Genomic DNA, 24,542 nt, shown 5'->3' with positions numbered 1-24,542 from the left:
TTAACCTTTAAGCTGAGCCAGAGCGCGGTAATCCGCTCCCAGCGTGGCCTGTAGAACCTCTTTCGGATAATCGTCGGTCACCACCGCTTCGCCCATCCGGCGCAGCAGCACCAGGCGCAAGCGACCGTCGATCACTTTTTTGTCAATTGCCATGTGTTCAAGAAAATCGGCTTCGGTCATCTCTTCCGGCGGGATCACCGGCAGACCGGCACGCTGGAACAGCCGGATGCCGCGATCACGCTCCTGCTCGCTGATCCAGCCCAGACGCGCGGACATTTCCAGCGCCATCACGGTGCCAGCAGCGACCGCTTCGCCATGCAACCAGACACCATAGCCCATGTGGGTTTCGATAGCGTGGCCAAAGGTGTGGCCGAGGTTGAGTGTGGCCCGTACACCGGTTTCCTTCTCATCGGCGCCGACCACTGCAGCCTTGGCGGCGCAAGAGCGCTCGATGGCATAGGTCAGGGCCGTTTGATCCAGTGCACGCAGGGCGTCGACGTTGTCTTCGAGCCAGGTCAGGAACGGCTCGTCGCAGATCAGGCCGTACTTGATGACTTCCGCCAGCCCTGCCGACAGCTCACGCGCCGGCAAGGTTTTCAGGGACGCGGTATCGATCAGCACCACGTTCGGCTGATAGAACGCGCCAACCATGTTCTTGCCCAGCGGATGGTTGATCCCGGTCTTGCCGCCCACCGACGAATCGACCTGGGACAGCAGCGTGGTAGGAATCTGGATGAAATCGACGCCGCGCTGGTAGCAGGCGGCCGCGAAACCGGCCATGTCGCCGATCACGCCGCCACCGAGGGCGATCACTGTGGTGCGGCGGTCATGACGGGCGGTCAGCAGTCCGTCGAAAATCAACTGCAGGGTTTCCCAGTTCTTGAAGGCTTCGCCGTCGGGCAGCACCACGGAAACCACTGAAAACTGCGCCAGGCTGCGGGTCAGACGCTCGAGATAGAGCGGCGCAACGGTCTCGTTGGAGATGATTGCCACCTGCCGCCCATGGATATGCGGGGCCAGCAGCTCTGGCTGGTCCAGCAGTCCCTCGCCAATGTGAATCGGGTAGCTGCGCTCGCCTAGGTCGACCTTGAGTGTCTGCATGTGTCCCCACAGTGAAGATGGAAGCAGGCGTCCTGCCCTGAATTATTGGTTGTCTGCGGCCTATAGCGGGTATGACGCCGCTCGCACGCCATCCGCCACAACCTCGGCGGGCGTGACAGGACGCCGAGGATAGCGCATTTCGAGCGATGCTTTAACGGGGCGGAAGCTGCGCCAGGCGGTCGAGAATATCGAGCACGACCATGCGCGGTGGCCGCTCGTCGGTTTCCACCACCAGGTCGGCGATTTCCCGATAAAGCGGATCACGGATCGCCAGCAGATCGCGCAAGGTTTTCTCCGGATTGGCAGTGCGCAACAACGGCCGGTTGCGGTCGCGAGAGGTGCGGCCGACTTGCTGTTCGACGGAGGCGTGCAGATACACCACCCGCCCGCCTTCGTGCAGGGCCTTGCGGTTGGCATCGCGCATCACCGCGCCGCCGCCGGTCGCCAGCACCACGCCGTCGAACGCGCACAGCTCTGCGATCATCGCCTGCTCACGGTCACGAAAGCCGGGCTCGCCTTCCTTGTCGAAGATCCACGGAATATTGGCGCCCGTACGCAGTTCAATTTCCTTGTCGGAATCCTTGAACGGCAGGCGCAGCTCTTTGGCCAGTAATCGGCCGATGGTGCTTTTTCCAGCCCCCATCGGTCCTACAAGAATCAAATTTCGCACAGAATCAACGACTCACAGCAATCGCCTGGTTATTCATGATACGCGGAGTGAGAAATACCAGCAGCTCGGATTTTTTCTCCGAAACCACATCACGCCGGAAAAGGCGGCCAAGATACGGCACATCGCCAAGAAATGGCACCTTATCTACGACCTTGCTTTGAGTATTTGAGAAAACGCCCCCAATCACGATGGTTTCGCCGTCGTTCACCAGCACCTTGGCATTGACCTCGTTTTTCTTGATCGGCGGTACATCCTGCACTTTGTTCAGGTAGTCCGGTTCGTCCTTGGTGACCTTGACCTCCATGATGATGCGGTTGTCCGGGGTGATCTGCGGCGTCACTTCCAGCGACAGCGACGCCTCTTTGAAGGACACCGACGTAGCGCCGCTGGAGCTGGCTTCCTGATACGGAATCTCGGTGCCCTTGAGGATCTTCGCGGTCTCCTTGTCGGAGGTGACCACCTTGGGCTGCGAGACGATTTCGCCGTTGCCGGTCTTCTCCATGGCGGTCAGCTCAAGGTCGAGCAAGACGTTGTCGGTGATAAAGGCGATGCCGATCCCGGAGGTGTTGTTGACCGTGCCCATATCGACGAACGGAGAGTTGGTGCTGGTGCTTCCCGGCGTGCCAATGGTGGTCGACGAACCGTTGCTGACCCCGGAAGTGTTCCAGTTGCCCTTGTTCTGAATCGAACCGCCCCAGCGCACACCCAGACTCTTGTCGTAGTCGACGTTGGCCTCGACGATCCGCGCTTCGATCATCACCTGACGCACCGGAATATCCAGCTGCGCCACGATCCGCCGCAGCTCGTCGAGGCGATCCTGGGTCTGGTAGGCAATGATGTTGTTGGTGCGCTCATCGACGGTGATAGAACCCCGCTCGTCGACCTTCGCCTCGGCGCTGGTGACAGACTGGAACAGCTTGGCGATGTCGGCGGCCTTGGCGTAGTTCACTTGCAGGAGCTCGCGGCGCAACGGCGCCAGTTCGGCGATCTGTTTCTGCGATTCCAGTTCCTGCCGCTCGCGCGCAGCAATTTCATCCGCCGGCGCCACCAGCAACACATTGCCGACCTTGCGCTTGTCCAGGCCTTTGGTCTTGAGCACCAGATCCAGCGCCTGATCCCACGGCACGTTCTGCAGGCGCAAGGTGATCCCGCCCTGCACCGTATCGCTGGCCACCAGATTGAGGTTGGTGAAGTCGGCGATCAGTTGCAGCACCGAACGCACATCGATGTCCTGGAAATTCAGCGAGAGCTTTTCGCCGTTATAGCTGTTGCGATCGGCGTTGCGTTTTTGCAGGTCATCGACGGTCAACGGCCGGATGCTGACGGTCAGCTTGTTGTCGGTCTGGTAAGTGGAATAGTCGAAAGTACCGCTGGGTTCGACGGTGATCGTCGCCCGATCACCGCTGACCCCGGCATTGACGAACTGCACCGGGGTGGCGAAGTCCTTGACGTCGAGGCGCACCCGCAGCGGTTCTGGCAATTGGGTACGGGCGAAATTGAGGATGATCTTGCCGTCGTGCTCCTGGATGTCCGGGGCGATAGCCGGGTCGGACAAGTCGATGACCACGTTGCCCTCGCCCGCCGTACCACGCTGGAAATCCACGCCGCGAATGGCTCTGGCGGTCGGCGCAAACGTGCGGACCGGCGCTGCCGCAGGTGCTGCGCGCGGTGCACGAGCGGCCGCACGTGGGGCAGCGGCTTTACTGCCTTGCCCGACCACCACGAACACCGTATTGCCTTCGACCCGGGTGTCGTACGGTGCCAGTTGCGTCAGGCTGATGATCAGCCGCGTCCGGTTATTGGCCTCGACCACCGTGGCCGTGCGCGCATTGCCACTGCCCAGGTCACGGGTCTTGCTTGCCAGCTGACTGGCGACACCCGGCAGATCGAGTGCGATCCGCGCCGGCGAATCGGTGGTGTAGCCCTTGGGCTGCGGAGGCGGGCCGTCGAACGACAGCTTCAGCTCGACCCGGTCGCCCGGCAGTGCCGCGACGTCCAGCGCCTTCAGATTGGCTGCCTGTACCATCGGCGAAAGCAGCGCTATCCATAGCGAAAAACCGAGGGTGGAGAAAATCCTGTTCATTGTTCGACTTCCACTTATGAATGCTCTTTCAAAGGAATGGTGCGCGGCCGTTCAAGCCAGGCGCCCTGGCCATCGGGAACGATTTCGACCACTTCGACCTGTGAAGCGCTGATGGCGACGATGCGCCCGTCGTTGCGCCCCAGATAGTCGCCGACCTTGAGCCGATGGACGCCGCCCGCGCCTCGCAGCAGGGCAAAGGAACCGGAGGCGTTGGCAATCGTGCCGACCATTTCAAACTGCTCGATGTTGAAACCTTCGAGGTATTGCTTGACCCGGTTGGGATCGGGTTTCACGTCGCGCGAGCCATGTTTCTGCCCGGCCAGATCGACCCGCAGCTGGCGCGAAAACGGACTGCGCAGGTTGGCGGCGCTGTAGGTGAATGTCGGGAAGGAGCGGAAGGTCGGGGTCGGCTCGATCTTGCCCGGCGGACGCAGGCGCACTTCATTCATGTAGGCGTCGAGGTCACTGAAGTCATCGCCGCCACAGCCACCAAGCACCAATAACAATGTCGACAAGGCGATAAAACGGATCGGGCTCATTTCTGCAGCCCCTTGTCGTTGTAGCGGTAGGTCTTGGCGAGAATGCTCATGCGCAGCTTCGGCCCGCCTTCGGGATTGGCTGGCGCCAGCTCGAAATCGTGCAGGGTGACGATGCGGGGCAGCCCGGCCACGCCACTGACGAAGGTCGCGAGGTCGTGATAGGCCCCGGTCACGGTGATCTGGATGGGCAGCTCAATGTAGAACTGCTGGGTAACCTCCGGCAGCAGTTTGATCTCTTCGAACTCAAGGCCGCTGCCCAGTCCGGTGCGGGTGATGTCTTCCAGCAACCCCGGCACTTCGGTGTCACTGGGCAGTTGTCGCAACAGCACGCCGAACGAGTTTTCCATCTCTTTCATCTGCTGGGTGTACAGCTCCAGATTGGCCGCCATGCGCGCCTTGCTCGCGAATTGCTCCTTGAGGGTGACCTCCTCCTCACGCTTGAGCTCGAGCTGGCTCTCCAGGTCACTGATGAAAAAGTTATAGCCAAGCGCCAGGACCAGCACCATCAACAACCCGCCGGCCAGGGTTTTGACCACTGGCGGCCAGGAACCGATGTTACTGGTGTCCAGGTCGTTGAAATCGACATTGCGCAGGCTGTCCAGCCACTCGGACGGCTTCATTGGTCGTCCTCCTCGATCCGGGGTCGAGTCTGGCGAACGGTCAGCTGAAAGACGTTGGCCTGATCCACTTGTCCGGCGGTGGTGGCTTTCACTTCATTGAGGTTGGGCGCATCGAACCAGTCGGAGGCGTCGAGATTGCGCATCAGGTCGGACACCCGATTGTTGGACTCCGCCGCGCCGCTGATCGACAGGGTCTTGCCGACCATTTTCACGTCGGTGAAATACACCCCGTCGGGCAAGGTGCGCGCCAGCTGATCGAAGATCCGCCCGCTGATCTGCCGGTTGCCCTGCAAGTCCTGGATGATGCGCATGCGCTCCACCAGTTGCTGACGATGGGCCTTGAGCTCGCTGATCTGCTTGATCCTCTCGTCGACCACGGAGATCTGTTTGCCGATGTAGTCATTGCGCGCAACCTGCCGCGCGATGGCGCCGCTGATGATCTGATCAGCGATGAGCACCGCCCCCACCGAACCAACCACCACACCGATCAAGACCAGCAGGAAGCGTTTGCGCCGCTCCTCGCGGCGCTCCTCGCGCCAGGGTAAAAGGTTGATCCGCGCCATCAGTCGAAACTCCTGAGCGCGAGCCCGCAGGCAATCATCAGGGCCGGCGCATCGCTCGCCAAAGCCCCGGCGTTGACCTTGCTGCTCAAGGCCATGTCGGAAAACGGATTGGCAACCTGGGTCGGGGTGTTCAGGCGCTCTTCGATCAGCCGGTCGAGGCCGGGCACCGACGCCGTGCCGCCGGCCAGCAGAATGTGGTCGACAGCGTTGTACTGGCCGGAGGCAAAAAAGAACTGCAAGGAGCGCGACACCTGCTGCACCAGCGCCTCACGAAATGGCTGCAGCACCTCGCTGACGTAATCGTCCGGCAGGCCGCCCTGCTTCTTGGCAAGTCCCGCCTGTTCAAGGGTCAGGCCATAACGGCGCTGGATTTCCTCGGTCAGCTGTCGACCGCCGAACAGCTGTTCGCGGGTATAGATGATCCGGCCGTTGTGCAGGACGCTGAGGGTGGTCATGGTGGCGCCGATGTCGACCACCGCCACCGTCAACCGATCCTGGGACGCGGCCAGTTGCGTGGCCAGCAGGCCGAACGAGCGCTCCAGCGCATACGCCTCTACATCTACCACCCGCGCGGTCAGCCCGGCGAGAGCGAGCGCCGCTTCGCGGACTTCGACATTTTCCTTGCGACAGGCGGCCAGCAGTACGTTGACCCGCTCGGGGTTGCGCGGCGAAACGCCCTGGACTTCAAAGTCGATGGCGACCTCGTCCAGCGGGTAGGGAATGTATTGATCGGCCTCGATCTTGAGCTGGTTTTCCAGTTCATCGTCGGACAGCCCGGCGTCCATCTCGATGACCTTGGTGATCACCGCCGAGCCAGCCACGGCCACCGCCACGGTTTTCAACCCGGTACGCGCCTTGACCAGCACCCGGGACAGGGCCTGGCCGACGCCCTCGAGTTCGGCGATGTTCTTTTCGACCACGGCACTCGCCGGCAACGGCTCTACCGCATACGCCTCGACCCGGTAGCGCTCGCCCTGACGGCTCAGTTCCAGCAGCTTCACCGACGTGGAGCTGATGTCGATCCCCAGTAACGTATTGGCCTTTTTATTGAAGAGTCCTAGCACTACCAATTCCCTATGACTTTCCGTGAGTTACGGACTCTGTAATGCGCATTGCGTTCCCTCGCCCCGTCTTGACAGAAGCGCAAATGACGCCCCCTGCGGAAAAGTGCTTATAATGCCCAGCGATTTTTTCCGCCTTTTACTGCCGGCGCGGGTCGTTCTGTGTGTTACCCGGAACCCTGTCGCCCAATTCATTCTTTGCCGTGGATGTCCAAAAGCCTTGATTCGTCTGCTGAAATTTTTCGGTTGGTCCATCGTCGCCGTTTTCTGCGGACTGCTTTTAGGTCTCAGCGGCGCGTTTCTTTACCTTAGTCCGGGTTTGCCATCTGTGGAGGCGCTGAGAAGCATTCAGTTGCAGATTCCACTGCGGGTGTACAGCAGCGACAACAAGTTGATCGCAGAATTTGGCGAAATGCGCCGCACACCGATCCGTTTCGCCGACATTCCCCCCAATTTCATCAATGCGTTACTAAGTGCTGAAGACGACAACTTCGCCAACCACTATGGCGTCGATCCGAGCAGCCTGATGCGTGCCGCGACCCAATTGGTCAAGAGCGGTCACATCCAGTCCGGCGGCAGCACCATCACCATGCAGGTGGCGAAGAACTTCTTCCTGACCAGCGAACGCAGCTTCTCGCGCAAGACCACGGAAATCCTTCTGGCCCTGCAGATCGAACGCCAGCTGACCAAGGACGAGATCCTTGAGCTGTACGTGAACAAGATCTATCTGGGCAACCGCGCCTACGGCATCGAGGCGGCGGCGCAGGTGTATTACGGCAAGTCGATCCGCGAAGTCAGCCTGGCGCAGATGGCGATGATCGCCGGCCTGCCGAAAGCCCCGTCGCGCTTCAACCCGCTGGCCAACCCGGCGCGCAGCAAGGAGCGTCGCGACTGGATCCTCGGCCGCATGTACAAGCTCGGCAAGATCACCGAAGCCGACTACACCGCCGCGATCAACGAGCCGCTGAACGCCAGCTATCACGTGCCGACCCCGGAAGTGAACGCGCCGTACATCGCCGAGATGGCTCGCGCGGAAATGGTCGGCCGCTACGGCAGCGACGCCTATACCGAAGGTTTCCGCGTCACCACCACGGTGCCGAGCAACCTCCAGGAAATGGCCAACACCGCGCTGCACGAAGGTCTGATGACCTACGATCAGCGTCACGGCTACCGTGGCCCCGAGTCGCGCCTGCCGGGCAAGACCCGCGAAGCCTGGGCCACTGAACTGACCAAGCAGCGCACCATCAGCAGCCTCGAGCCGGCCATCGTCACCCAGGTCGACAAGAACGGCCTGCAAGTGCTGACCCGCACCGGCGAAGAGCACGTGGCGTGGGACACCATGAAATGGGCGCGACCGTTCCTCAATACCAACAGCATGGGTGCCGCGCCGCGCCAGCCGTCGGATGTGGCACAGATCGGCGATCTGATTCGCGTGCAGCGCCAGCCGAACAATTCGCTGAAGTTCAGCCAGATTCCACAGGCGCAGGGCGCACTGGTGTCGCTGGATCCACAGAACGGCGCGATCCGCTCGCTGGTCGGCGGCTTCGCCTTCGAGCAGAGCAACTACAACCGTGCGATGCAGGCCAAGCGTCAGCCGGGCTCGAGCTTCAAGCCGTTCGTCTACAGCGCCGCACTGGATAACGGCTACACCGCCGCCAGCCTGGTCAACGACGCGCCGATCGTGTTCGTCGACGAGTACCTGGACAAGGTCTGGCGTCCGAAGAACGACACCAACACCTTCCTCGGCCCGATCCGTCTGCGTGAGGCGCTGTACAAGTCGCGCAACCTGGTGTCGATCCGCCTGTTGCAGGCGATGGGCGTGGGCAAGACCATCGATTACATCACCCGCTTCGGCTTCAACAAGCAGGACCTGCCGCCAAACCTGTCCCTGGCGCTGGGCACCGCGACCCTGACGCCGATGGAGATCGCCACCGGCTGGAGCACCTTCGCCAACGGCGGCTACAAGATCACTCCGTACATCATCGACAAGATCGAAAGCCGCAACGGCGACACGCTGTTCGTCGCCAACCCGCCGACCGTACCGCAGGGCGGCGCGGCCACCGACGGTATCGCGGCACCGGCAACGCAATCGATCACCGTCGACGCAGCGCCGGTTCCAGGGGAAGCGCCAGGCAACGCCGCTGTACCGCAAGCCCCCGCAGTTGCCGAGCGCATCGTCGATGGCCGTACCACCTACATCCTCAACAGCATGCTGCAGGACGTGATCAAGCTCGGCACCGGCCGTCGTGCACTGGCCCTGGGCCGCAGCGACATCGCCGGCAAGACCGGTACCACCAACGAATCCAAGGATGCGTGGTTCTCCGGCTATAACGCCGATTACGTGACCACCGTGTGGACCGGTTTCGACCAGCCGGAAAGCCTCGGTCGCCGGGAGTTCGGCGGCACCGTGGCACTGCCGATCTGGATGAACTACATGGCCGCCGCGCTCAAGGACAAGCCACCGCATGTCCAGCCGGAGCCGGAAGGCATTCTCAGCCTGCGGGTGGATCCGGTCAGCGGTCGCGCGGCATCACCGAGCACGCCGGGCGCCTATTTCGAGCTCTTCAAGGCCGAAGACACGCCACCGTCGGTCAACGAGATCGGCAATGGCACCGTGCCGGGCAGTCCGCTGCCGGCGGATGAACAGGCGCCGATCGATTTGTTCTGATCCGCAACTGCCAAAAAGCCCCGCCTTCGTGAGAAGTGCGGGGCTTTTTGTTTTCTGTCGTACTGAGAATGGCATTTCACATCAAGAGCGGCCCTCACCCTAGCCCTCTCCCAGGGGGAGAGGGAACCGACCGAGGTGTCTGGCGCTGTACGTCGACCTGAATAACCGAGTCGATTATGGATTCACAGCAAGGCCTCCACGTCGGCGTACCTCTCAAGCATCCCACGGTCAGTCCCCTCTCCCCCTGGGAGAGGGTTAGGGTGAGGGCCGCCCTTGAAGCCGGAACGCATTTTCACGACCAAAAAAAACCCCGCTTAAAAAGCGGGGCTCTTCATGAAGCGCAACAACGACTTAGCCGTTGAACACGTCATCCACGCTTTTCAGCGGGTAGTTCTTCGGATACGGCAGGGTCGCCACACCGGTCTCGATCGCAGCCTTGGCCACGGCGTCGGAGATCACGGTGATCAGGCGCTTGTCCATTGGCTTCGGAATGATGTACTCACGACCGAATTCCAGGGAGATACCGCCGTAGGCGTCGCAGACTTCCTGAGGCACCGGCAGCTTGGCCAGTTCGCGCAGGGCGTTGGCGGCAGCGATCTTCATTTCTTCGTTGATGCGCTTGGCGCGAACGTCCAGGGCACCACGGAAGATGAACGGGAAGCCCAGTACGTTGTTGACCTGGTTCGGGTAGTCCGAACGGCCGGTGGCCATGATCACGTCGTTACGGGTGGCGTGAGCCAGTTCCGGGGAGATTTCCGGATCAGGGTTGGAGCAGGCGAAAACGATCGGGTTGGCCGCCATGCGCTTGAGTTGCTCGGCGCTCAGCAGGTTCGGGCCCGACAGGCCGACGAATACGTCAGCGCCTTCGATGGCGTCGTCCAGGGTGCGCTTCTCGGTAGGGTGAGCGAACACAGCCTTGTACTGGTTCAGGTCGTCACGGCCAGCGTGGATCACGCCAGTACGGTCAACCATGAAGATGTTCTCGACCTTGGCGCCCATGCTCACCAGCAATTTCATGCAGGAGATGGCGGCTGCGCCGGCGCCCAGGCAGACGATCTTGGCGTCGGCCAGGGTTTTGCCAGCGATTTCCAGGGCGTTGATCATGCCCGCAGCGGTCACGATCGCGGTGCCGTGCTGGTCATCGTGGAATACCGGAATGTCGCACTGCTCGATCAGAGCGCGTTCGATCTCAAAGCACTCGGGCGCCTTGATGTCTTCCAGGTTGATGCCACCGAAGGTGATGGAAATGCGTTTTACGGTGTCGATGAAGGCTTGCGGGCTTTCGGAGTCGACTTCGATGTCGAAGACGTCGATACCGGCGAAGCGCTTGAACAGCACGCCTTTACCTTCCATCACTGGCTTGGAGGCCAGTGGGCCGAGGTTACCCAGGCCCAGAATCGCGGTGCCATCGGAAATGACTGCAACCAGGTTGCCCTTGCCGGTGTACTTGTAGGCCAGTTCAGGATCGCGGGCGATCTCGCGCACTGGTTCAGCTACGCCGGGGCTGTAGGCCAGCGACAGGTCGCGGGCGGTAGCAGTGGCCTTGGTGAGCTCGACACTCAGCTTTCCTGGACGAGGATTGGCATGATATTCGAGAGCGGCAGTTTTCAGATCAGACATTTTGGCATTCCGCTTTTTACTGTTGGACAGACTGGTCAGCGAGGATACGCGCCTCGCAAAGTCCCCACAAGACTGCCCGGTCACCCCTGTCAAGCGCCCTGCCCTAAGACTTTGGGCCAAGAGCCACGGCGCACAAGGGCTAGACTGTTCACAATCGACAGAAAAAATGTCTACAATTTTTTCTTCAGCGGGACGACTGGAGCATCGAAGGATCGGTCAGCGGCAACAGCCAGCGCGCCTGACCTGATTTCAATCCACCACGCCGAGAACGGTCGACCACCCAGCCACGGGCCTCGATCTGTCTGCCATTCAGCGCCTGCAGAGAAGCGGCGTCGAAGCGATCCAGCAGATTGGGTGCAACGCGCAGTACAAGCTTGTCCTGCAACTCGATCCAGATTCCACCGCGATTGCGCTGAACCTTGCTCACACGACCGCTGACCACCGCGAAACCCGAGCGCTCGATCTGCTCCGCTTTCAGTACAGGTGAGCGTCTCCACAGACCAAGCCCGGCCTGTCGCGCGCGGCGTTCGGCGGCCTGCTGGCAATCGACAAGATCGACATTCGGCGCCACCGCGACCTGGAAACCGAGGCCATCGGCGAGCATCTGCGCTTCGAGGTTCTCACCCCTGGCGCTGAAAACATGGGCCAGGGTGCGGCCGTAACGGTCCTTGGACTCGGCGCCGAGTTGCAGGCCGACCCGCCCGTCGCTCTCGGCGACCAGGGCTTCGAGACGCTTGCGCGCGGCCACTGCAAACGGCTCGTCGCTGCGGCCCTGCTTGCCGAGCTCGGGCGTATTGAGGCCGATCATCCGCACATTGCGCCCGTCATTCAGGCGCAGGGTGTCGCCGTCGACCACCCGCTGCACCGTGGCGCTGTCCAGCCCGGCCGGCGCCGGGCAGAAGGCCTGAGCGGAGGAGAACCAAATCGCGGACACAAAAAAGGCGCCCGCAAGGGACGCCTTTTTCATCAGACCGGAAAAGCCGCTGAGGTTTTCCAGAATGAAGGGCCTTAGGCCTTTTTCGCGCCGAAAGCACCGAAACGGTCGGCGAACTTCTGAACGCGACCACCGGTGTCCAGAGTCTTCTGCTTACCGGTGTAGAACGGGTGGCACTCGTTGCAAACGTCGATCGACAAGGCTTTGCCGAAGGTCGAACGGGTTTCGAACTTGTTGCCGCAGCTGCAAGTTACTGCAACTTCTGGGTAATTCGGGTGGATATCGGCTTTCATGGTGTTTTCCTCAGCTGGCGTGCCGCCATCCAACACGATTGTTGAATACCGCACGTAATTAGGCCGCGGATTCTACCAGACAATCCCGATCACGCAAGCTGTCACTGAGACCGACCGTCTGCTAGGCTCCCGCCCTTCTCCACCGCCCCGCCTATGAGAATCCCCCGCGTGCCCGACGCCATTCTGCGCCTCGCCCTGCCTTCGCCCCTGCGCCGCCTGTTCGACTATCGGGCCCCGGCCGGCGTGCTGCGTTCGCAGTTGCAACCGGGCATGCGCCTGCGAGTGCCGTTCGGCCGACGGGAGATGATCGGGATTCTGGTGGAGGTCACCGACACCAGCGAAGTGCCGGTGGAAAAGCTCAAACCGGCGCTGGCCCTGCTCGACGCCACCGCTCCGCTACCGCCGGCGCTGTTCAAGCTATGCCTGTGGACGGCTCAGTATTATCAGCACAGCCTCGGCGACACTCTGAGCTGGGCGTTGCCAGTGCTGCTGCGTCAGGGCGAATTGGCCGAGGCTCGTCAGGAGCGCTTCTGGTCCGCCGCTCCCGGCGCCAGCCTCGATGACCCGCGCATCGCCCGCGCCCCGCGCCAGCGTGAAGCCCTGGCGACGCTGGCCCAGCACCCTCACGGCGTCGCCCATCAGTTGCTGAGCAAACTGATGCTGAGCAAGGACAGCCTCGATCTGCTGCTGGCCAAGGATCTGGTGCAGGTCGAAGTGCGCCGTCACGCCCCCGGCGCGCGCCATGAGCACTGGCTGGCCCAGCCCGAGCTGCCGCTCAACAGCGAACAGCGCGCCGCGTATGAGGCAATTCGCGCCGGGTTCGACAGTTATCATGCGTTCTTGCTGGCCGGGGTCACCGGCAGCGGCAAGACCGAAGTCTATTTGCAGCTGATCCGCGAAACCCTCGAGGCCGGCAAACAGGCGCTGGTGCTGATCCCGGAGATCAACCTCGGCCCGCAGACCCTGGCCCGCTTCGAACAACGCTTCAATGCGCGCATCGCCCTGTTGCACTCGGCGGTCAACGATCGTGATCGTCTGGATGCCTGGCTCGCCGCCCGTGACGGCGAGGCCGACATTATTATCGGCACCCGCTCGGCGCTGTTCACCCCGATGAAAAATCCGGGGCTGATCATCATCGATGAAGAACACGACGGATCCTATAAACAGCAGGAAGGCCTGCGCTACCACGCGCGGGATCTGGCGCTGGTGCGGGCGCGGCAGGAAAACATCCCGATCGTGCTCGGTTCCGCGACGCCATCCCTGGAAAGCCTGCACAACGCCTACACCGGTCGCTACGGACTCCTGCGACTGAACGAGCGGGCCGGTGGCGCCAAGCAGCCACGTTTCCTGCGCCTGGATGTGAAAAGTCGTCCCCTGGACAGCGGAATTTCCGGGCCGATGCAGCAAGCCATCGGCCAGACCCTCGCCGCCGGCCAGCAGGTATTGGTGTTCCTCAACCGCCGGGGGTTTGCCCCGACGCTGCTGTGCCACGACTGCGGCTGGATGTCCGAGTGCCAGCGCTGCGATGCGCGGATGACCGTGCACCAGCGTTACGGCGAACTGCGCTGCCACCACTGCGGTTACGTCGAGCGCGTGCCGCGCCAGTGCCCGAAGTGCAACAAGGTCGATCTCCGGCCTGTGGGCGCCGGCACCGAGCGGGCCGAGGAACGGCTGGCAATTCTGTTCCCGGACTATCCGGTGTTGCGCGTCGACCGTGACAGCACGTCACGCAAGGATGCGATGAATCAGTTGTTCGCCACGATCCAGAAAGGCCAGCCGTGCATTCTGGTCGGCACCCAGATGTTGGCCAAGGGGCACCACTTCCCTCGGGTGACGCTGGTGTCGATCCTCGATGCCGACGGTGGGCTGTTCTCCGGCGACTTCCGCGCCAGCGAGCGCATGGCGCAACTGATCGTGCAGGTCGCCGGCCGCGCCGGGCGGGCGGAAGAACCGGGCAAGGTGATCATCCAGACGCATCTGGCCGACCATCCTTTATTGGTGCAACTGACCGAGCAGGGTTACTTCGCCTTCGCCGAGCAGGCCCTGAGCGAACGCCGCGCAGCCGGCCTGCCGCCGTTCGCCCATCTCGCCCTGCTGCGCGCCGAAGCGCACAAGCCGGGGCAGGCCGAAGGTTTTCTCGATGAGGCATGCAGCGAGGCCGAGCGTTTGCTGGCCGAACAGAATCTGACCGGCATTGAACTGCTGGGACCGGTGCCGGCACCGATGGAACGTCGGGCCGGGCGCTTCCGCGCGCAGTTGCTGTTGCAGGCCACGGCCCGGGCGCCGCTGCACCGATTGCTGGCGAGCTGGCTGCTGGTACTGGAACAGATGCCAAGCGGCAGGGCGGTGCGCTGGTCGCTGGATGTCGATCCTGTCGATTTGTATTGATCTGAAGATCGCCTTCGCGAGCAGGCTCGCTCCCACAAGGACTGCGCTTTACCTGTGGGAGCGAGCCTGCTCGCGAAAGCAGTCTATTTGTCACCACACATCCACATCCTGCCTGCTAAGGTTGGCAAGCCCGTCTTCGCAACGGATAATGCCCAGTTTTTCCACCCGCGCATCGATGCGCCGCCGCGCTTGCGGTCGAAAGAGAAGACCATGAAAGACACCATTCGCCAGCTGATCCAACAAGCCCTCACCCAACTCGTCAACGAAGGTGTGTTGCCTGAAGGCCTGACGCCGGCGATCCAGGTGGAAAACGCCCGGGACAAGACCCACGGCGACTTTGCCAGCAACATCGCCATGATGCTGGCCAAGCCTGCGGGCATGAAGCCGCGCGATCTGGCGGAAAAAATCATCGCCGCCCTGCCGGCTGACGAAAACGTCACCAAGGCCGAAATCGCCGGTCCTGGCTTCATCAATTTCTTCCAGAACACCCAGGCGCTGGCCTCGCGCCTCGACGCGGCTCTGGCCGACGATCACATTGGCGTGCGCAAGGCCGGCCCGGCGCAACGCACCGTGGTCGATCTGTCGGCGCCGAACCTGGCCAAAGAGATGCACGTCGGCCACTTGCGCTCGACCATCATCGGCGACGGCGTGGCCCGCGTGCTCGAATTCCTCGGCGACACCGTCATCCGTCAGAACCACGTCGGCGACTGGGGCACCCAGTTCGGCATGCTGATGGCGTACCTGCAGGAAAACCCGATCACCAGCGACGAGCTGTCGGACCTGGAAAACTTCTACCGCGCCGCCAAGCAGCGCTTCGACGAATCGCCGGAATTCGCCGACCGCGCCCGTGGTCTGGTGGTCAAGTTGCAGGCTGGCGATGCCGAGTGCCTGGCACTGTGGACCAAGTTCAAAGACATCTCGCTGTCGCACTGCCAGAAGATCTACGAACTGCTCAACGTCAAACTGACCATGGCCGACGTGATGGGCGAAAGCGCCTACAACGACGACCTGATCAACGTGGTCAACGACCTGAAAGCCGCCGGCATGCTGGTCGAAAGCAACGGCGCCCAGTGCGTGTTCCTCGACGAATTCAAGAACGCCGAAGGCGAGCCGCTGCCGGTGATCATCGTCAAGGCTGACGGCGGCTACCTGTACGCCACCACCGACCTGGCGGCCGTGCGCTACCGCAGCGGCAAACTGAAGGCCGACCGTGCGCTGTACTTCGTCGACCAGCGTCAGGCCCTGCACTTTCAGCAAGTGTTTGCCGTGGCACGCAAGGCCGGTTTCGTGACCCATCCGATGGAAATGGAGCACATGGGCTTCGGCACCATGAACGGCGCCGACGGCCGTCCGTTCAAGACCCGTGACGGCGGCACCGTGAAACTGATCGACCTGCTGACCGAAGCGCAGGAACGTGCCTACGCATTGGTAAAAGAGAAAAACCCGACACTGGCCGACGACGAACTGCGCAGCATCGCCAAGGTTGTGGGCATCGGCGCGGTGAAATACGCCGACCTTTCGAAGCACCGCACCAGCGACTACAGCTTCAACTTCGACCAGATGCTCAACCTCGAAGGCAACACCGCCCCGTACCTGCTGTACGCCTACACTCGCGTGGCCGGGGTGTTCCGCAAGCTTGACAAGGATTACAGCGAAGTCGATGGCCAGATCGTCCTCGAAGCGCCGCAGGAACACGATCTGGCAGCCAAACTGGCGCAGTTCGGTGAAGTGCTGAACAACGTTGCGGAAAAGGGCACGCCACACACCCTGTGCACCTACCTGTACGAGGTCGCCGGCCTGTTCTCCAGCTTCTACGAGAACTGCCCGATCCTCACCGCCGACACTCCGGCACAAATGCAAAGCCGTCTGCGCCTTGCCGCGTTGACCGGCCGTACCCTCAAGCAAGGCCTGGAACTGCTCGGCCTGGAAACCCTGGAGCGCATGTAAGTTGGCTGCCAAGAAAAAACCTGCACCCAAGCGTGGCGCCAGCCGTTACCAGGCTCCAGCGAAGCAGCCGATTCCGGGCTGGCTGTGGATGGCCATCGGCCTGACGGTCGGCGCGTTCATCGTGTTCCTGATGAAACTGGAGCCGGGCAAGGGCAGCGACACGGTCAAGCGCGAGAAGGTCGAGCAACAGCAGCAACAGAAAGCCTCCAAGATCGCCGAGGCCAACAAGACCCCGCCGAGCCCGACGCAACCGGTGAAGCCGAAGTACGACTTCTACACCCTGCTGCCGGAATCGGAAGTGATCGTGCCGCCTGATGCCGTGCCGGAGAAAACCCTGCCGACGCCACAGGTGCCGGCAATCCCGACCACGCCGGTGACCCCGGCCGAAGCGGCGAAGATCGACACCGCACGGGCGCAGGCTGCGCTGGCCGGAATCACCCCGCCGCCAGCGCCGCCGGTGACCAAGGCTGCACCGGTGACCAAGTTCTTCCTGCAGGCCGGCTCGTTCCGCAAAGAGACGGATGCCGACAAGGTCCGCGCGCAGATCATTCTGCTCGGCCAGGCAGTCGCGGTTGAGTCCGGGACGGTCAAGGATGAAACCTGGTATCGCGTACTGGTCGGCCCGTTCAGCAACCGCGAACAGCTGACCACCGCCCAGAAACAACTGGCGGGCGCCGGCTTCAGCAACCTGCTGTTACAACAACGCCAGAGCCGCTGACAGCTCCCCACTGATCGTTCCCACGCTCTGCGTGGGAACGATCATGCACAAATCACCGCTCGTCCCCTCTCCCGCCCCGCAGTTGAAATCCTCTCCACCACCCCCATATGAATGGGCATAAGGCATTTTCGCCCTGCAGTGTGGAGACTCTTCCCTTGACCACCATCGTTTCAGTCCGCCGCCACGGCAAAGTCGTCATGGGCGGCGACGGCCAGGTTTCTCTCGGCAACACCGTGATGAAAGGCAACGCGAAGAAAGTTCGTCGCCTGTACCACGGCGAAGTCATCGCCGGTTTCGCCGGTGCCACCGCCGACGCCTTCACCCTGTTCGAACGCTTCGAAGGCCAGCTTGAAAAACACCAGGGCCACCTGATCCGCGCCGCCGTCGAACTCGCCAAAGAATGGCGCACCGACCGCTCCCTGAGCCGCCTCGAAGCGATGCTCGCGGTCGCCAACAAGGACGCCTCGCTGATCATCACCGGCAACGGTGACGTGGTCGAACCCGAAGACGGCCTGATCGCCATGGGTTCCGGTGGCGCCTATGCGCAAGCCGCCGCCAGCGCCCTGCTGAAGAAGACCGACCTGTCGGCCCGCGAAATCGTCGAGACCGCTCTCGGCATCGCCGGCGACATCTGTGTATTCACCAACCACACCCAGACCATTGAGGAGCAGGATCTCGCTGAATGAGCCTGACGCGGCCCCTGTGCCACGGCTTGTTTCTGCTTGAGGACCGTCAATTATTATGTCCATGACTCCCCGCGAAATCGTCCACGAACTCAACCGCCACATCATCGGCCAGGACGATGCCAAGCGCGCTGTCGCGATTGCCCTGCGCAACCGCTGGCGCCGCATGCAGCTGCCTGAAGAGCTGCGCGTTGAAGTGACCCCGAAGAACATTCTGATGATCGGCCCGACCGGCGTCGGTAAAACCGAGATCGCCCGTCGCCTGGCCAAACTGGCCAACGCACCGTTCATCAAGGTCGAAGCGACCAAGTTCACCGAAGTCGGCTACGTCGGCCGTGACGTCGAATCGATCATCCGTGATCTGGCCGACGCCGCGATCAAGATGCTGCGCGAGCAGGAAATGACCCGCGTTCGCCACCGCGCCGAAGACGCCGCCGAGGACCGAATCCTCGACGCCCTGCTGCCACCGGCACGCATGGGCTTCAGCAATGAAGAAGCGCCGACCCAGGATTCCAACACCCGCCAGCTGTTCCGCAAACGCCTGCGCGAAGGTCAGCTGGACGACAAGGAAATCGAGATCGAAGTCGCCGAAATGGCCGGCATCGAAATCGCCACGCCTCCGGGCATGGAAGAAATGACCAACCAGTTGCAGAACCTGTTCGCCAACATGGGCAAGGGCAAGAAGAAGGCCCGCAAGCTCAAGGTCAAGGAAGCGCTGAAACTGGTACGCGACGAAGAAGCCGGTCGCCTGGTCAACGAAGAGGAGTTGAAGGCCAAGGCCCTGGAAGCCGTCGAGCAGCACGGCATCGTGTTCATCGACGAGATCGACAAGGTCGCCAAGCGCGGCAATGTCGGCGGCGCTGATGTGTCCCGCGAAGGCGTGCAACGTGACCTGCTGCCGCTGATCGAAGGCTGCACCGTCAACACCAAGCTGGGCATGGTCAAGACCGACCACATCCTGTTCATCGCCTCCGGTGCGTTCCACCTGAGCAAGCCGAGCGATCTGGTGCCGGAGCTGCAAGGCCGTCTGCCGATCCGCGTCGAACTCAAGGCCCTGAGCCCGCAGGACTTCGAACGCATCCTCAGCGAACCGCACGCCTCGCTCACCGAGCAGTACTGCGCACTGCTGAAAACCGAAGGCCTGAACATCCAGTTCCAGCCGGAAGGCATCAAGCGTCTGGCGGAGATTGCCTGGCAGGTCAACGAGAAGACCGAGAACATCGGTGCCCGTCGCCTGCACACGCTGCTCGAGCGTCTGCTGGAAGAGGTGTCGTTCAGTGCCGGCGATCTGGCCAGCGCCCATGACGACAAGGCGATCGAGATCGACGCCGAATACGTCAACAGCCACCTGGGCGAATTGGCGCAGAACGAAGACCTGTCCCGTTATATCCTGTAAGCCATACTTACAGTGGTCGTGAAACTGTGGGAGCCATCGGCTCCCACAATTTTTTCCACCTGACGGAACGCCGGCGATGACCCAACTCCCCACCGACATCAAACTGCACAAAGCCTCGAAAACCCTGTCGCTCAAATACGCGTCCGGCGAGGAGTACACCCTGCCCGCCGAATTCCTGCGCGTGCATTCCCCCTCCGCCGAGGTCCAGGGTCACGGCAAACCGATCCTGCAATTCGGCAAGCTGCACGTCGGCCTGACCAAGGTAGAACCGGCCGGTCAGTACGCACTGAAACTGACCTTCGACGACGGTCACGACAGCGGACTGTTCACCTGGGATTACCTGTACGAGCTGGGGCGACGTCATGACGCACTCTGGGCGGATTATCTGGCCGAGCTCAAAGCCGCCGGCAAAACCCGCGACCCGGACCAGTCCGTCGTCAAGCTGATGCTCTAGTCCGCGGCTCGGACTGTTTAGAGGGCATTTTCTAGATTCATCTGTTTGAATGCTCCGCTAAAGCGGCCCGGGATCGGCTGCTTGCGAAAAAAATCATTCTCGGGTAACCAATGGAACTGGCAAGTTCCCTGCAATGCTCTACGACTGTAAAGCAGCTATGCAGAATCAACGGTCACCCGAGCAGTAGTACCTGGCATTGGCTGTGGAACTGCACAGCAGAAAACCGGGTACTCGTCTCAGGACAATGGAGCGTCGTAGATGAGTAACAAGAATAACGATGATTTGAAGTACCAGGCCTCGGAGAACACCCTGGGGCTGAATCCTGTCGTTGGGCTACGCGGAAAGGATCTGCTGGCCTCTGCTCGAATGGTGCTGACCCAGGCCATCAAACAACCGATCCATAGTGTCAAACACGTCACCCAGTTCGGCCTCGAACTGAAGAACGTGCTGTTCGGCAAATCCGACCTGCAACCGGCGGGCGATGACCGTCGCTTCGTCGATCCGGCGTGGAGTCAGAACCCGCTGTACAAACGTTATCTGCAAACCTATCTGGCGTGGCGCAAGGAACTCCATGCCTGGATCGACGACAGCAGCCTCTCGCCCAAGGACATCGCGCGCGGCCACTTCGTGATCAACCTGATGACCGAGGCCATGGCGCCGACCAACACCGCGGCCAACCCGGCGGCGGTCAAACGCTTCTTCGAGACCGGCGGCAAAAGCCTGCTCGACGGCCTCTCGCACCTGGCCAAGGATCTGGTGCACAACGGCGGCATGCCGAGCCAGGTCAACATGGGCGCGTTCGAGGTCGGCAAGAGCCTGGGCGTGACCGAAGGCGCGGTGGTGTTTCGCAACGACGTGCTGGAGCTGATCCAGTACAAGCCGATCACCGAGCAAGTGCACGAGCGCCCGCTGCTGGTGGTGCCGCCGCAGATCAACAAGTTCTATGTATTCGACCTGAGCCCGGACAAGAGCCTGGCGCGTTTCTGCCTGCGCAACAATGTGCAGACCTTCATCGTCAGCTGGCGCAACCCGACCAAGGAACAGCGCGAGTGGGGCCTTTCCACCTACATCGAGGCCCTGAAGGAAGCGGTCGACGTAGTCACCGCGATCACCGGCAGCAAGGACGTCAACATGCTCGGCGCCTGCTCCGGCGGCATCACCTGCACCGCCCTGCTCGGCCACTACGCGGCAATCGGCGAGAACAAGGTCAACGCCCTGACCCTGCTGGTCAGCGTGCTCGATACAACGCTGGACAGCGACGTCGCCCTGTTCGTCGACGAGCAGACACTGGAGACCGCCAAGCGCCATTCGTACCAGGCCGGCGTGCTCGAAGGCAAAGACATGGCCAAGGTCTTCGCCTGGATGCGCCCGAATGACCTGATCTGGAACTACTGGGTCAACAACTACCTGCTCGGCAACGAACCGCCGGTGTTCGACATCCTGTTCTGGAACAACGATACGACTCGACTGCCGGCCGCGTTCCACGGCGACCTGATCGAGATGTTCAAAAACAACCCACTGATCCGCCCCAATGCACTGGAAGTGTGCGGCACGCCGATCGACCTCAAGCAGGTGACCGCCGACATCTTCTCGCTGGCCGGCACCAACGACCACATCACCCCGTGGAAGTCCTGCTACAAGTCGGCGCAGCTGTTTGGTGGCAAGGTCGAATTCGTGCTGTCCAGCAGCGGGCATATCCAGAGCATCCTGAACCCGCCGGGCAACCCGAAATCGCGCTACATGACCAGCGATGAAATGACCGCCAATGCCGATGACTGGCAGGAAAACTCGACCAAGCACGCCGACTCCTGGTGGCTGTACTGGCAGGCGTGGCAGGCCGCGCGGTCGGGCGAGCTGAAAAAGGCGCCGACCAAGCTGGGCAACAAAGCGTATCCGGCAGGCGAAGCTTCACCGGGCACTTACGTACACGAGCGGTAACCGACACACCTCGCCCCACAATGTGGGAGCGGGCTTGCTCGCGATGGCGTCGACAGCCGGAACAATGTGCTGACTGATACACCGCTATCGCGAGCAGGCTCGCTCCCACAGGGGATTGAGGCTGACATTGAGATCGACCCACAGGGCCTTGAAGCATGCCGCACCCGTTCATCTTTCGAACCGTCGAGCTCGATGGCCAGACCATCCGCACGGCGGTCCGCCCCGGCAAGCCTCACTTGACGCCCTTGCTGATATTCAACGGCATCGGCGCCAACCTGGAGCTGGTGTTTCCTTTCGTCGCGGCGCTGGATCCGGACCTGGAAGTGATCGCCTTCGACGTGCCCGGTGTCGGTGGTTCCTCGACGCCGAGCCGTCCGTATCGCTTTCCCGGGCTGGCGAAGCTCACCGCGCGGATGCTCGATTACCTCGACTACGGACAGGTCAACGTGATCGGCGTGTCCTGGGGTGGCGCGCTGGCGCAGCAGTTCGCCTACGACTATCCCGAGCGCTGCAAGAAGCTGGTGCTGGCGGCGACCGCCGCCGGTGCGGTGATGGTGCCGGGCAAGCCGAAGGTGCTGTGGATGATGGCCAGCCCACGGCGCTACATCCAGCCGTCCCATGTGATCCGCATCGCCCCGATGATCTACGGCGGCTCGTTCCGCCGCGACCCGACACTCGCCGCCAGCCATGCGGCCAAGGTGCGTTCGGCGGGCAAACTCGGCTACTACTGGCAACTGTTCGCGGGCCTGGGCTGGACCAGCATTCACTGGCTGCACAAGATCCATCAGCCGACGCTAGTGCTGGCTGGAGATGACGATCCGCTGATCCCGCTGATCAACATGCGCATGCTCGCCTGGCGAATCCCCAACGCGCAGCTGCACATCATCGACGACGGGCATCTGTTCCTGATTACCCGGGCCGAGGCGGTGGCGCCGATCATCATGAAATTCCTCCAGGAGGAACGTCAGCGTGCGGTGATGCATCCGCACCCGACACCGCTGGGCGGATAACCGTCCCGGCACGGATTTCTGGACAGCGTCTTGCAACGTGTCCACACAGGTGCGCGGCAGGAGGCCGCGCAGGCAACAACCCGCAACAGCGTCTATGGTGTTCTGGTTCGGTGTGTTTGTTTTTGGCCTGAAGACGAAGGAGTGTTGAGTCATGCGTGACAAACCAGCGACGGGCGTCGTGCCCAGCCCCGCCGTGTTCATCAATGCACAGAGTGCCATGACCGGTCTACGCGGCCGGGACCTGATCTCGACCTTGCGCAGCGTCGCGGCCCACGGCTTGCGTAATCCGGTCCACAGTGCAAAACACGCCTTGAAGCTGGGGGGCGCGCTCGGACGCGTGCTGCTCGGCGAAACCCTGCACCCGACCAATCCGCAGGACAGCCGCTTCGCCGATCCGGCGTGGAGCCTCAATCCGTTCTATCGGCGCAGCCTGCAGGCTTATCTGGCCTGGCAGAAACAGGTCAAGAGCTGGATCGACGAGAGCAGTATGAGCGACGACGACCGCGCCCGCGCGCACTTCGCCTTCACCCTGCTCAACGACGCCGTGGCGCCTTCCAACACACTGCTCAATCCGCTGGCTGTGAAGGAGCTGTTCAACTCCGGCGGCCACAGTCTGGTGCGCGGTCTCAGCCATCTGATCGACGACCTGCTGCACAACGACGGCCTGCCACGCCAGGTCACCAAACAGGCTTTCGAAGTCGGCAAGACCGTCGCCACCACCACAGGGTCAGTGGTGTTTCGCAACGAAATGCTCGAGCTGATCCAGTACCGGCCGATGAGCGAAAAACAGTATTCGAAACCGCTGCTGGTGGTGCCGCCGCAAATCAACAAGTACTACATTTTCGACCTCAGCCCGAGCAACAGCTTCGTCCAGTTTGCGCTGAAGAACGGCTTGCAGACCTTCATGATCAGCTGGCGCAACCCGGATGTACGGCATCGCGAATGGGGCCTGTCGACCTACGTCGAAGCCGTGGAAGAAGCGATGAACATCTGCCGGGCGATCACCGGCGCCCGTGAGGTCAACCTGATGGGCGCCTGCGCCGGCGGGCTGACCATTGCCGCGCTGCAAGGGCATCTGCAGGCCAAGCGGCAGTTGCGACGAGTCTCCAGCGCCACCTATCTGGTGAGCCTGCTCGACAGTGAAATGAACACCCCGGCCACCCTGTTCGCCGATGAGCAAACGCTCGAAGCGGCCAAGCGGCGGTCCTATCAGAAAGGCGTGCTGGACGGTCGCGACATGGCCAAGGTGTTCGCCTGGATGCGCCCCAACGATTTGATCTGGAGTTATTTCGTCAATAACTACCTGCTGGGCAAGGAGCCGCCGGCGTTCGACATCCTCTACTGGAACAACGACAGCACCCGCCTGCCCGCCGCGTTTCACGGCGACATTCTGGACTTCTTCAAGCACAACCCGTTGACCCATCCGGGGGGCCTGGAAGTGTGCGGCACGCCGATCGACCTGCAGAAGGTCACGGTCGACAGCTTCAGCGTGGCCGGCATGAACGACCACATCACGCCGTGGGACGCGGTGTATCGCTCGACGCTGTTGCTGGGTGGTGAGCGGCGCTTCGTGCTGTCCAACAGCGGCCACGTGCAGAGCATCCTCAACCCGCCGGGCAACCCGAAAGCCCATTACGTCGAGAACGGAAAGCTCAGCGGCGATCCGCGCGCCTGGTACTACGACGCCAAGAAAGTCGACGGCAGTTGGTGGCCGCAATGGCTGGAGTGGGTGCAGCAGCGCTCCGGCACCCTGCACGAAACCCAGATGACCCTCGGCAACGCCAATTATCCACCGATGGAAGCAGCACCCGGCACCTATGTGCGTGTGCGCTGACTGACTCAAGCCCTTTTAAGAC

Annotated in this window: 20 protein-coding genes; 10 read left to right on the top strand and 10 right to left on the bottom strand. The window is 62.0% G+C overall.

Features of this window, described 5'->3' with window-relative positions; translation table 11 throughout:
* The 7 genes from aroB to CAF76_RS18530 form a co-directional block, all read right to left on the bottom strand.
* Positions 1-1,101, bottom strand: a complete 1,101-nt coding sequence (gene aroB, locus CAF76_RS18560) for a 3-dehydroquinate synthase (protein WP_011332082.1) — start codon at positions 1,099-1,101, stop codon at positions 1-3.
* Positions 1,102-1,252: 151 nt separating this feature from the next.
* Positions 1,253-1,771 carry a shikimate kinase AroK gene (gene aroK, locus CAF76_RS18555; RefSeq protein ID WP_011332081.1) on the bottom strand — a complete coding sequence of 173 codons (519 nt, stop codon included), beginning with the start codon at positions 1,769-1,771 and terminating at the stop codon, positions 1,253-1,255.
* 4 nt (positions 1,772-1,775) lie between these two features.
* A complete protein-coding gene (gene pilQ / locus CAF76_RS18550; protein ID WP_085648016.1) occupies positions 1,776-3,854 on the bottom strand; it encodes a type IV pilus secretin PilQ in 2,079 nt (692 codons plus the stop codon).
* Positions 3,855-3,868: 14 nt separating this feature from the next.
* Positions 3,869-4,393 (bottom strand): pilus assembly protein PilP, encoded by a 525-nt coding sequence (locus CAF76_RS18545; protein WP_085648015.1) that lies wholly within the window; start codon positions 4,391-4,393, stop codon positions 3,869-3,871.
* Positions 4,390-5,013, bottom strand: coding sequence for a type 4a pilus biogenesis protein PilO (pilO, locus tag CAF76_RS18540; protein WP_085648014.1), 624 nt, complete (start codon positions 5,011-5,013; stop codon positions 4,390-4,392). The genes CAF76_RS18545 and pilO overlap by 4 nt, the downstream gene beginning before the upstream one ends.
* Positions 5,010-5,576: a PilN domain-containing protein gene (locus tag CAF76_RS18535; protein ID WP_085648013.1), complete on the bottom strand. Its 567-nt coding sequence runs from the start codon at positions 5,574-5,576 to the stop codon at positions 5,010-5,012. The genes pilO and CAF76_RS18535 overlap by 4 nt, the downstream gene beginning before the upstream one ends.
* Positions 5,576-6,640: a pilus assembly protein PilM gene (locus CAF76_RS18530; protein WP_007952389.1), complete on the bottom strand. Its 1,065-nt coding sequence runs from the start codon at positions 6,638-6,640 to the stop codon at positions 5,576-5,578. Before CAF76_RS18530 ends, CAF76_RS18535 begins: the two co-directional genes overlap by 1 nt.
* 220 nt (positions 6,641-6,860) lie before the next feature.
* On the opposite strand from CAF76_RS18530, the gene CAF76_RS18525 reads away from it, so the two are divergent.
* Positions 6,861-9,305, top strand: coding sequence for a penicillin-binding protein 1A (locus tag CAF76_RS18525; RefSeq protein ID WP_371857896.1), 2,445 nt, complete (start codon positions 6,861-6,863; stop codon positions 9,303-9,305).
* A 351-nt stretch (positions 9,306-9,656) separates the two neighbouring features.
* On the opposite strand, the gene CAF76_RS18520 is transcribed toward CAF76_RS18525, so the two are convergent.
* From CAF76_RS18520 to rpmE, 3 genes are all read right to left on the bottom strand, one after another.
* Positions 9,657-10,925: a malic enzyme-like NAD(P)-binding protein gene (locus tag CAF76_RS18520; RefSeq protein ID WP_007952395.1), complete on the bottom strand. Its 1,269-nt coding sequence runs from the start codon at positions 10,923-10,925 to the stop codon at positions 9,657-9,659.
* A 184-nt stretch (positions 10,926-11,109) separates the two neighbouring features.
* Positions 11,110-11,892 carry a thermonuclease family protein gene (locus tag CAF76_RS18515; RefSeq protein ID WP_085648012.1) on the bottom strand — a complete coding sequence of 261 codons (783 nt, stop codon included), beginning with the start codon at positions 11,890-11,892 and terminating at the stop codon, positions 11,110-11,112.
* Between the two features lie 41 nt (positions 11,893-11,933).
* Complete coding sequence (gene rpmE / locus CAF76_RS18510; protein WP_064592895.1) at positions 11,934-12,152, bottom strand: 50S ribosomal protein L31; 219 nt, start codon at positions 12,150-12,152, stop codon at positions 11,934-11,936.
* A gap of 168 nt (positions 12,153-12,320) precedes the next feature.
* Between rpmE and CAF76_RS18505 the strand changes: the two genes are divergently transcribed.
* From CAF76_RS18505 to phaC (CAF76_RS18465), 9 genes are all read left to right on the top strand, one after another.
* Positions 12,321-14,540 (top strand): primosomal protein N', encoded by a 2,220-nt coding sequence (locus CAF76_RS18505; protein ID WP_007952400.1) that lies wholly within the window; start codon positions 12,321-12,323, stop codon positions 14,538-14,540.
* A gap of 210 nt (positions 14,541-14,750) precedes the next feature.
* Positions 14,751-16,487, top strand: coding sequence for an arginine--tRNA ligase (gene argS, locus CAF76_RS18500; protein ID WP_085648011.1), 1,737 nt, complete (start codon positions 14,751-14,753; stop codon positions 16,485-16,487).
* Between the two features lies 1 nt (position 16,488).
* The gene (locus CAF76_RS18495) at positions 16,489-17,205 is read left to right on the top strand and encodes an SPOR domain-containing protein (RefSeq protein ID WP_039772438.1); all 717 of its coding nucleotides are present in this window, start codon (positions 16,489-16,491) and stop codon (positions 17,203-17,205) included.
* Between the two features lie 155 nt (positions 17,206-17,360).
* Positions 17,361-17,891, top strand: a complete 531-nt coding sequence (gene hslV, locus CAF76_RS18490) for an ATP-dependent protease subunit HslV (protein WP_039772440.1) — start codon at positions 17,361-17,363, stop codon at positions 17,889-17,891.
* Between the two features lie 55 nt (positions 17,892-17,946).
* Positions 17,947-19,284, top strand: coding sequence for an ATP-dependent protease ATPase subunit HslU (hslU, locus tag CAF76_RS18485; protein ID WP_039772441.1), 1,338 nt, complete (start codon positions 17,947-17,949; stop codon positions 19,282-19,284).
* Between the two features lie 76 nt (positions 19,285-19,360).
* The gene (locus CAF76_RS18480; RefSeq protein ID WP_011332068.1) at positions 19,361-19,738 is read left to right on the top strand and encodes a gamma-butyrobetaine hydroxylase-like domain-containing protein; all 378 of its coding nucleotides are present in this window, start codon (positions 19,361-19,363) and stop codon (positions 19,736-19,738) included.
* 258 nt (positions 19,739-19,996) lie between these two features.
* Positions 19,997-21,676, top strand: a complete 1,680-nt coding sequence (phaC, locus tag CAF76_RS18475) for a class II poly(R)-hydroxyalkanoic acid synthase (protein ID WP_039772445.1) — start codon at positions 19,997-19,999, stop codon at positions 21,674-21,676.
* Between the two features lie 155 nt (positions 21,677-21,831).
* The gene (gene phaZ / locus CAF76_RS18470; RefSeq protein ID WP_007952412.1) at positions 21,832-22,686 is read left to right on the top strand and encodes a poly(3-hydroxyalkanoate) depolymerase; all 855 of its coding nucleotides are present in this window, start codon (positions 21,832-21,834) and stop codon (positions 22,684-22,686) included.
* A 151-nt stretch (positions 22,687-22,837) separates the two neighbouring features.
* The gene (phaC, locus tag CAF76_RS18465) at positions 22,838-24,520 is read left to right on the top strand and encodes a class II poly(R)-hydroxyalkanoic acid synthase (protein ID WP_085648010.1); all 1,683 of its coding nucleotides are present in this window, start codon (positions 22,838-22,840) and stop codon (positions 24,518-24,520) included.
* Positions 24,521-24,542: the final 22 nt, after the last annotated feature.

The sequence above is a fragment of the Pseudomonas sp. B40(2017) genome (assembly GCF_002112855.1).
GTDB classification, from domain to species: domain Bacteria; phylum Pseudomonadota; class Gammaproteobacteria; order Pseudomonadales; family Pseudomonadaceae; genus Aquipseudomonas; species Aquipseudomonas pharyngis.
The sequence above is the reverse complement of the archived record's forward strand: the minus strand, read 5'-3'. Positions and strand labels throughout refer to the sequence as shown.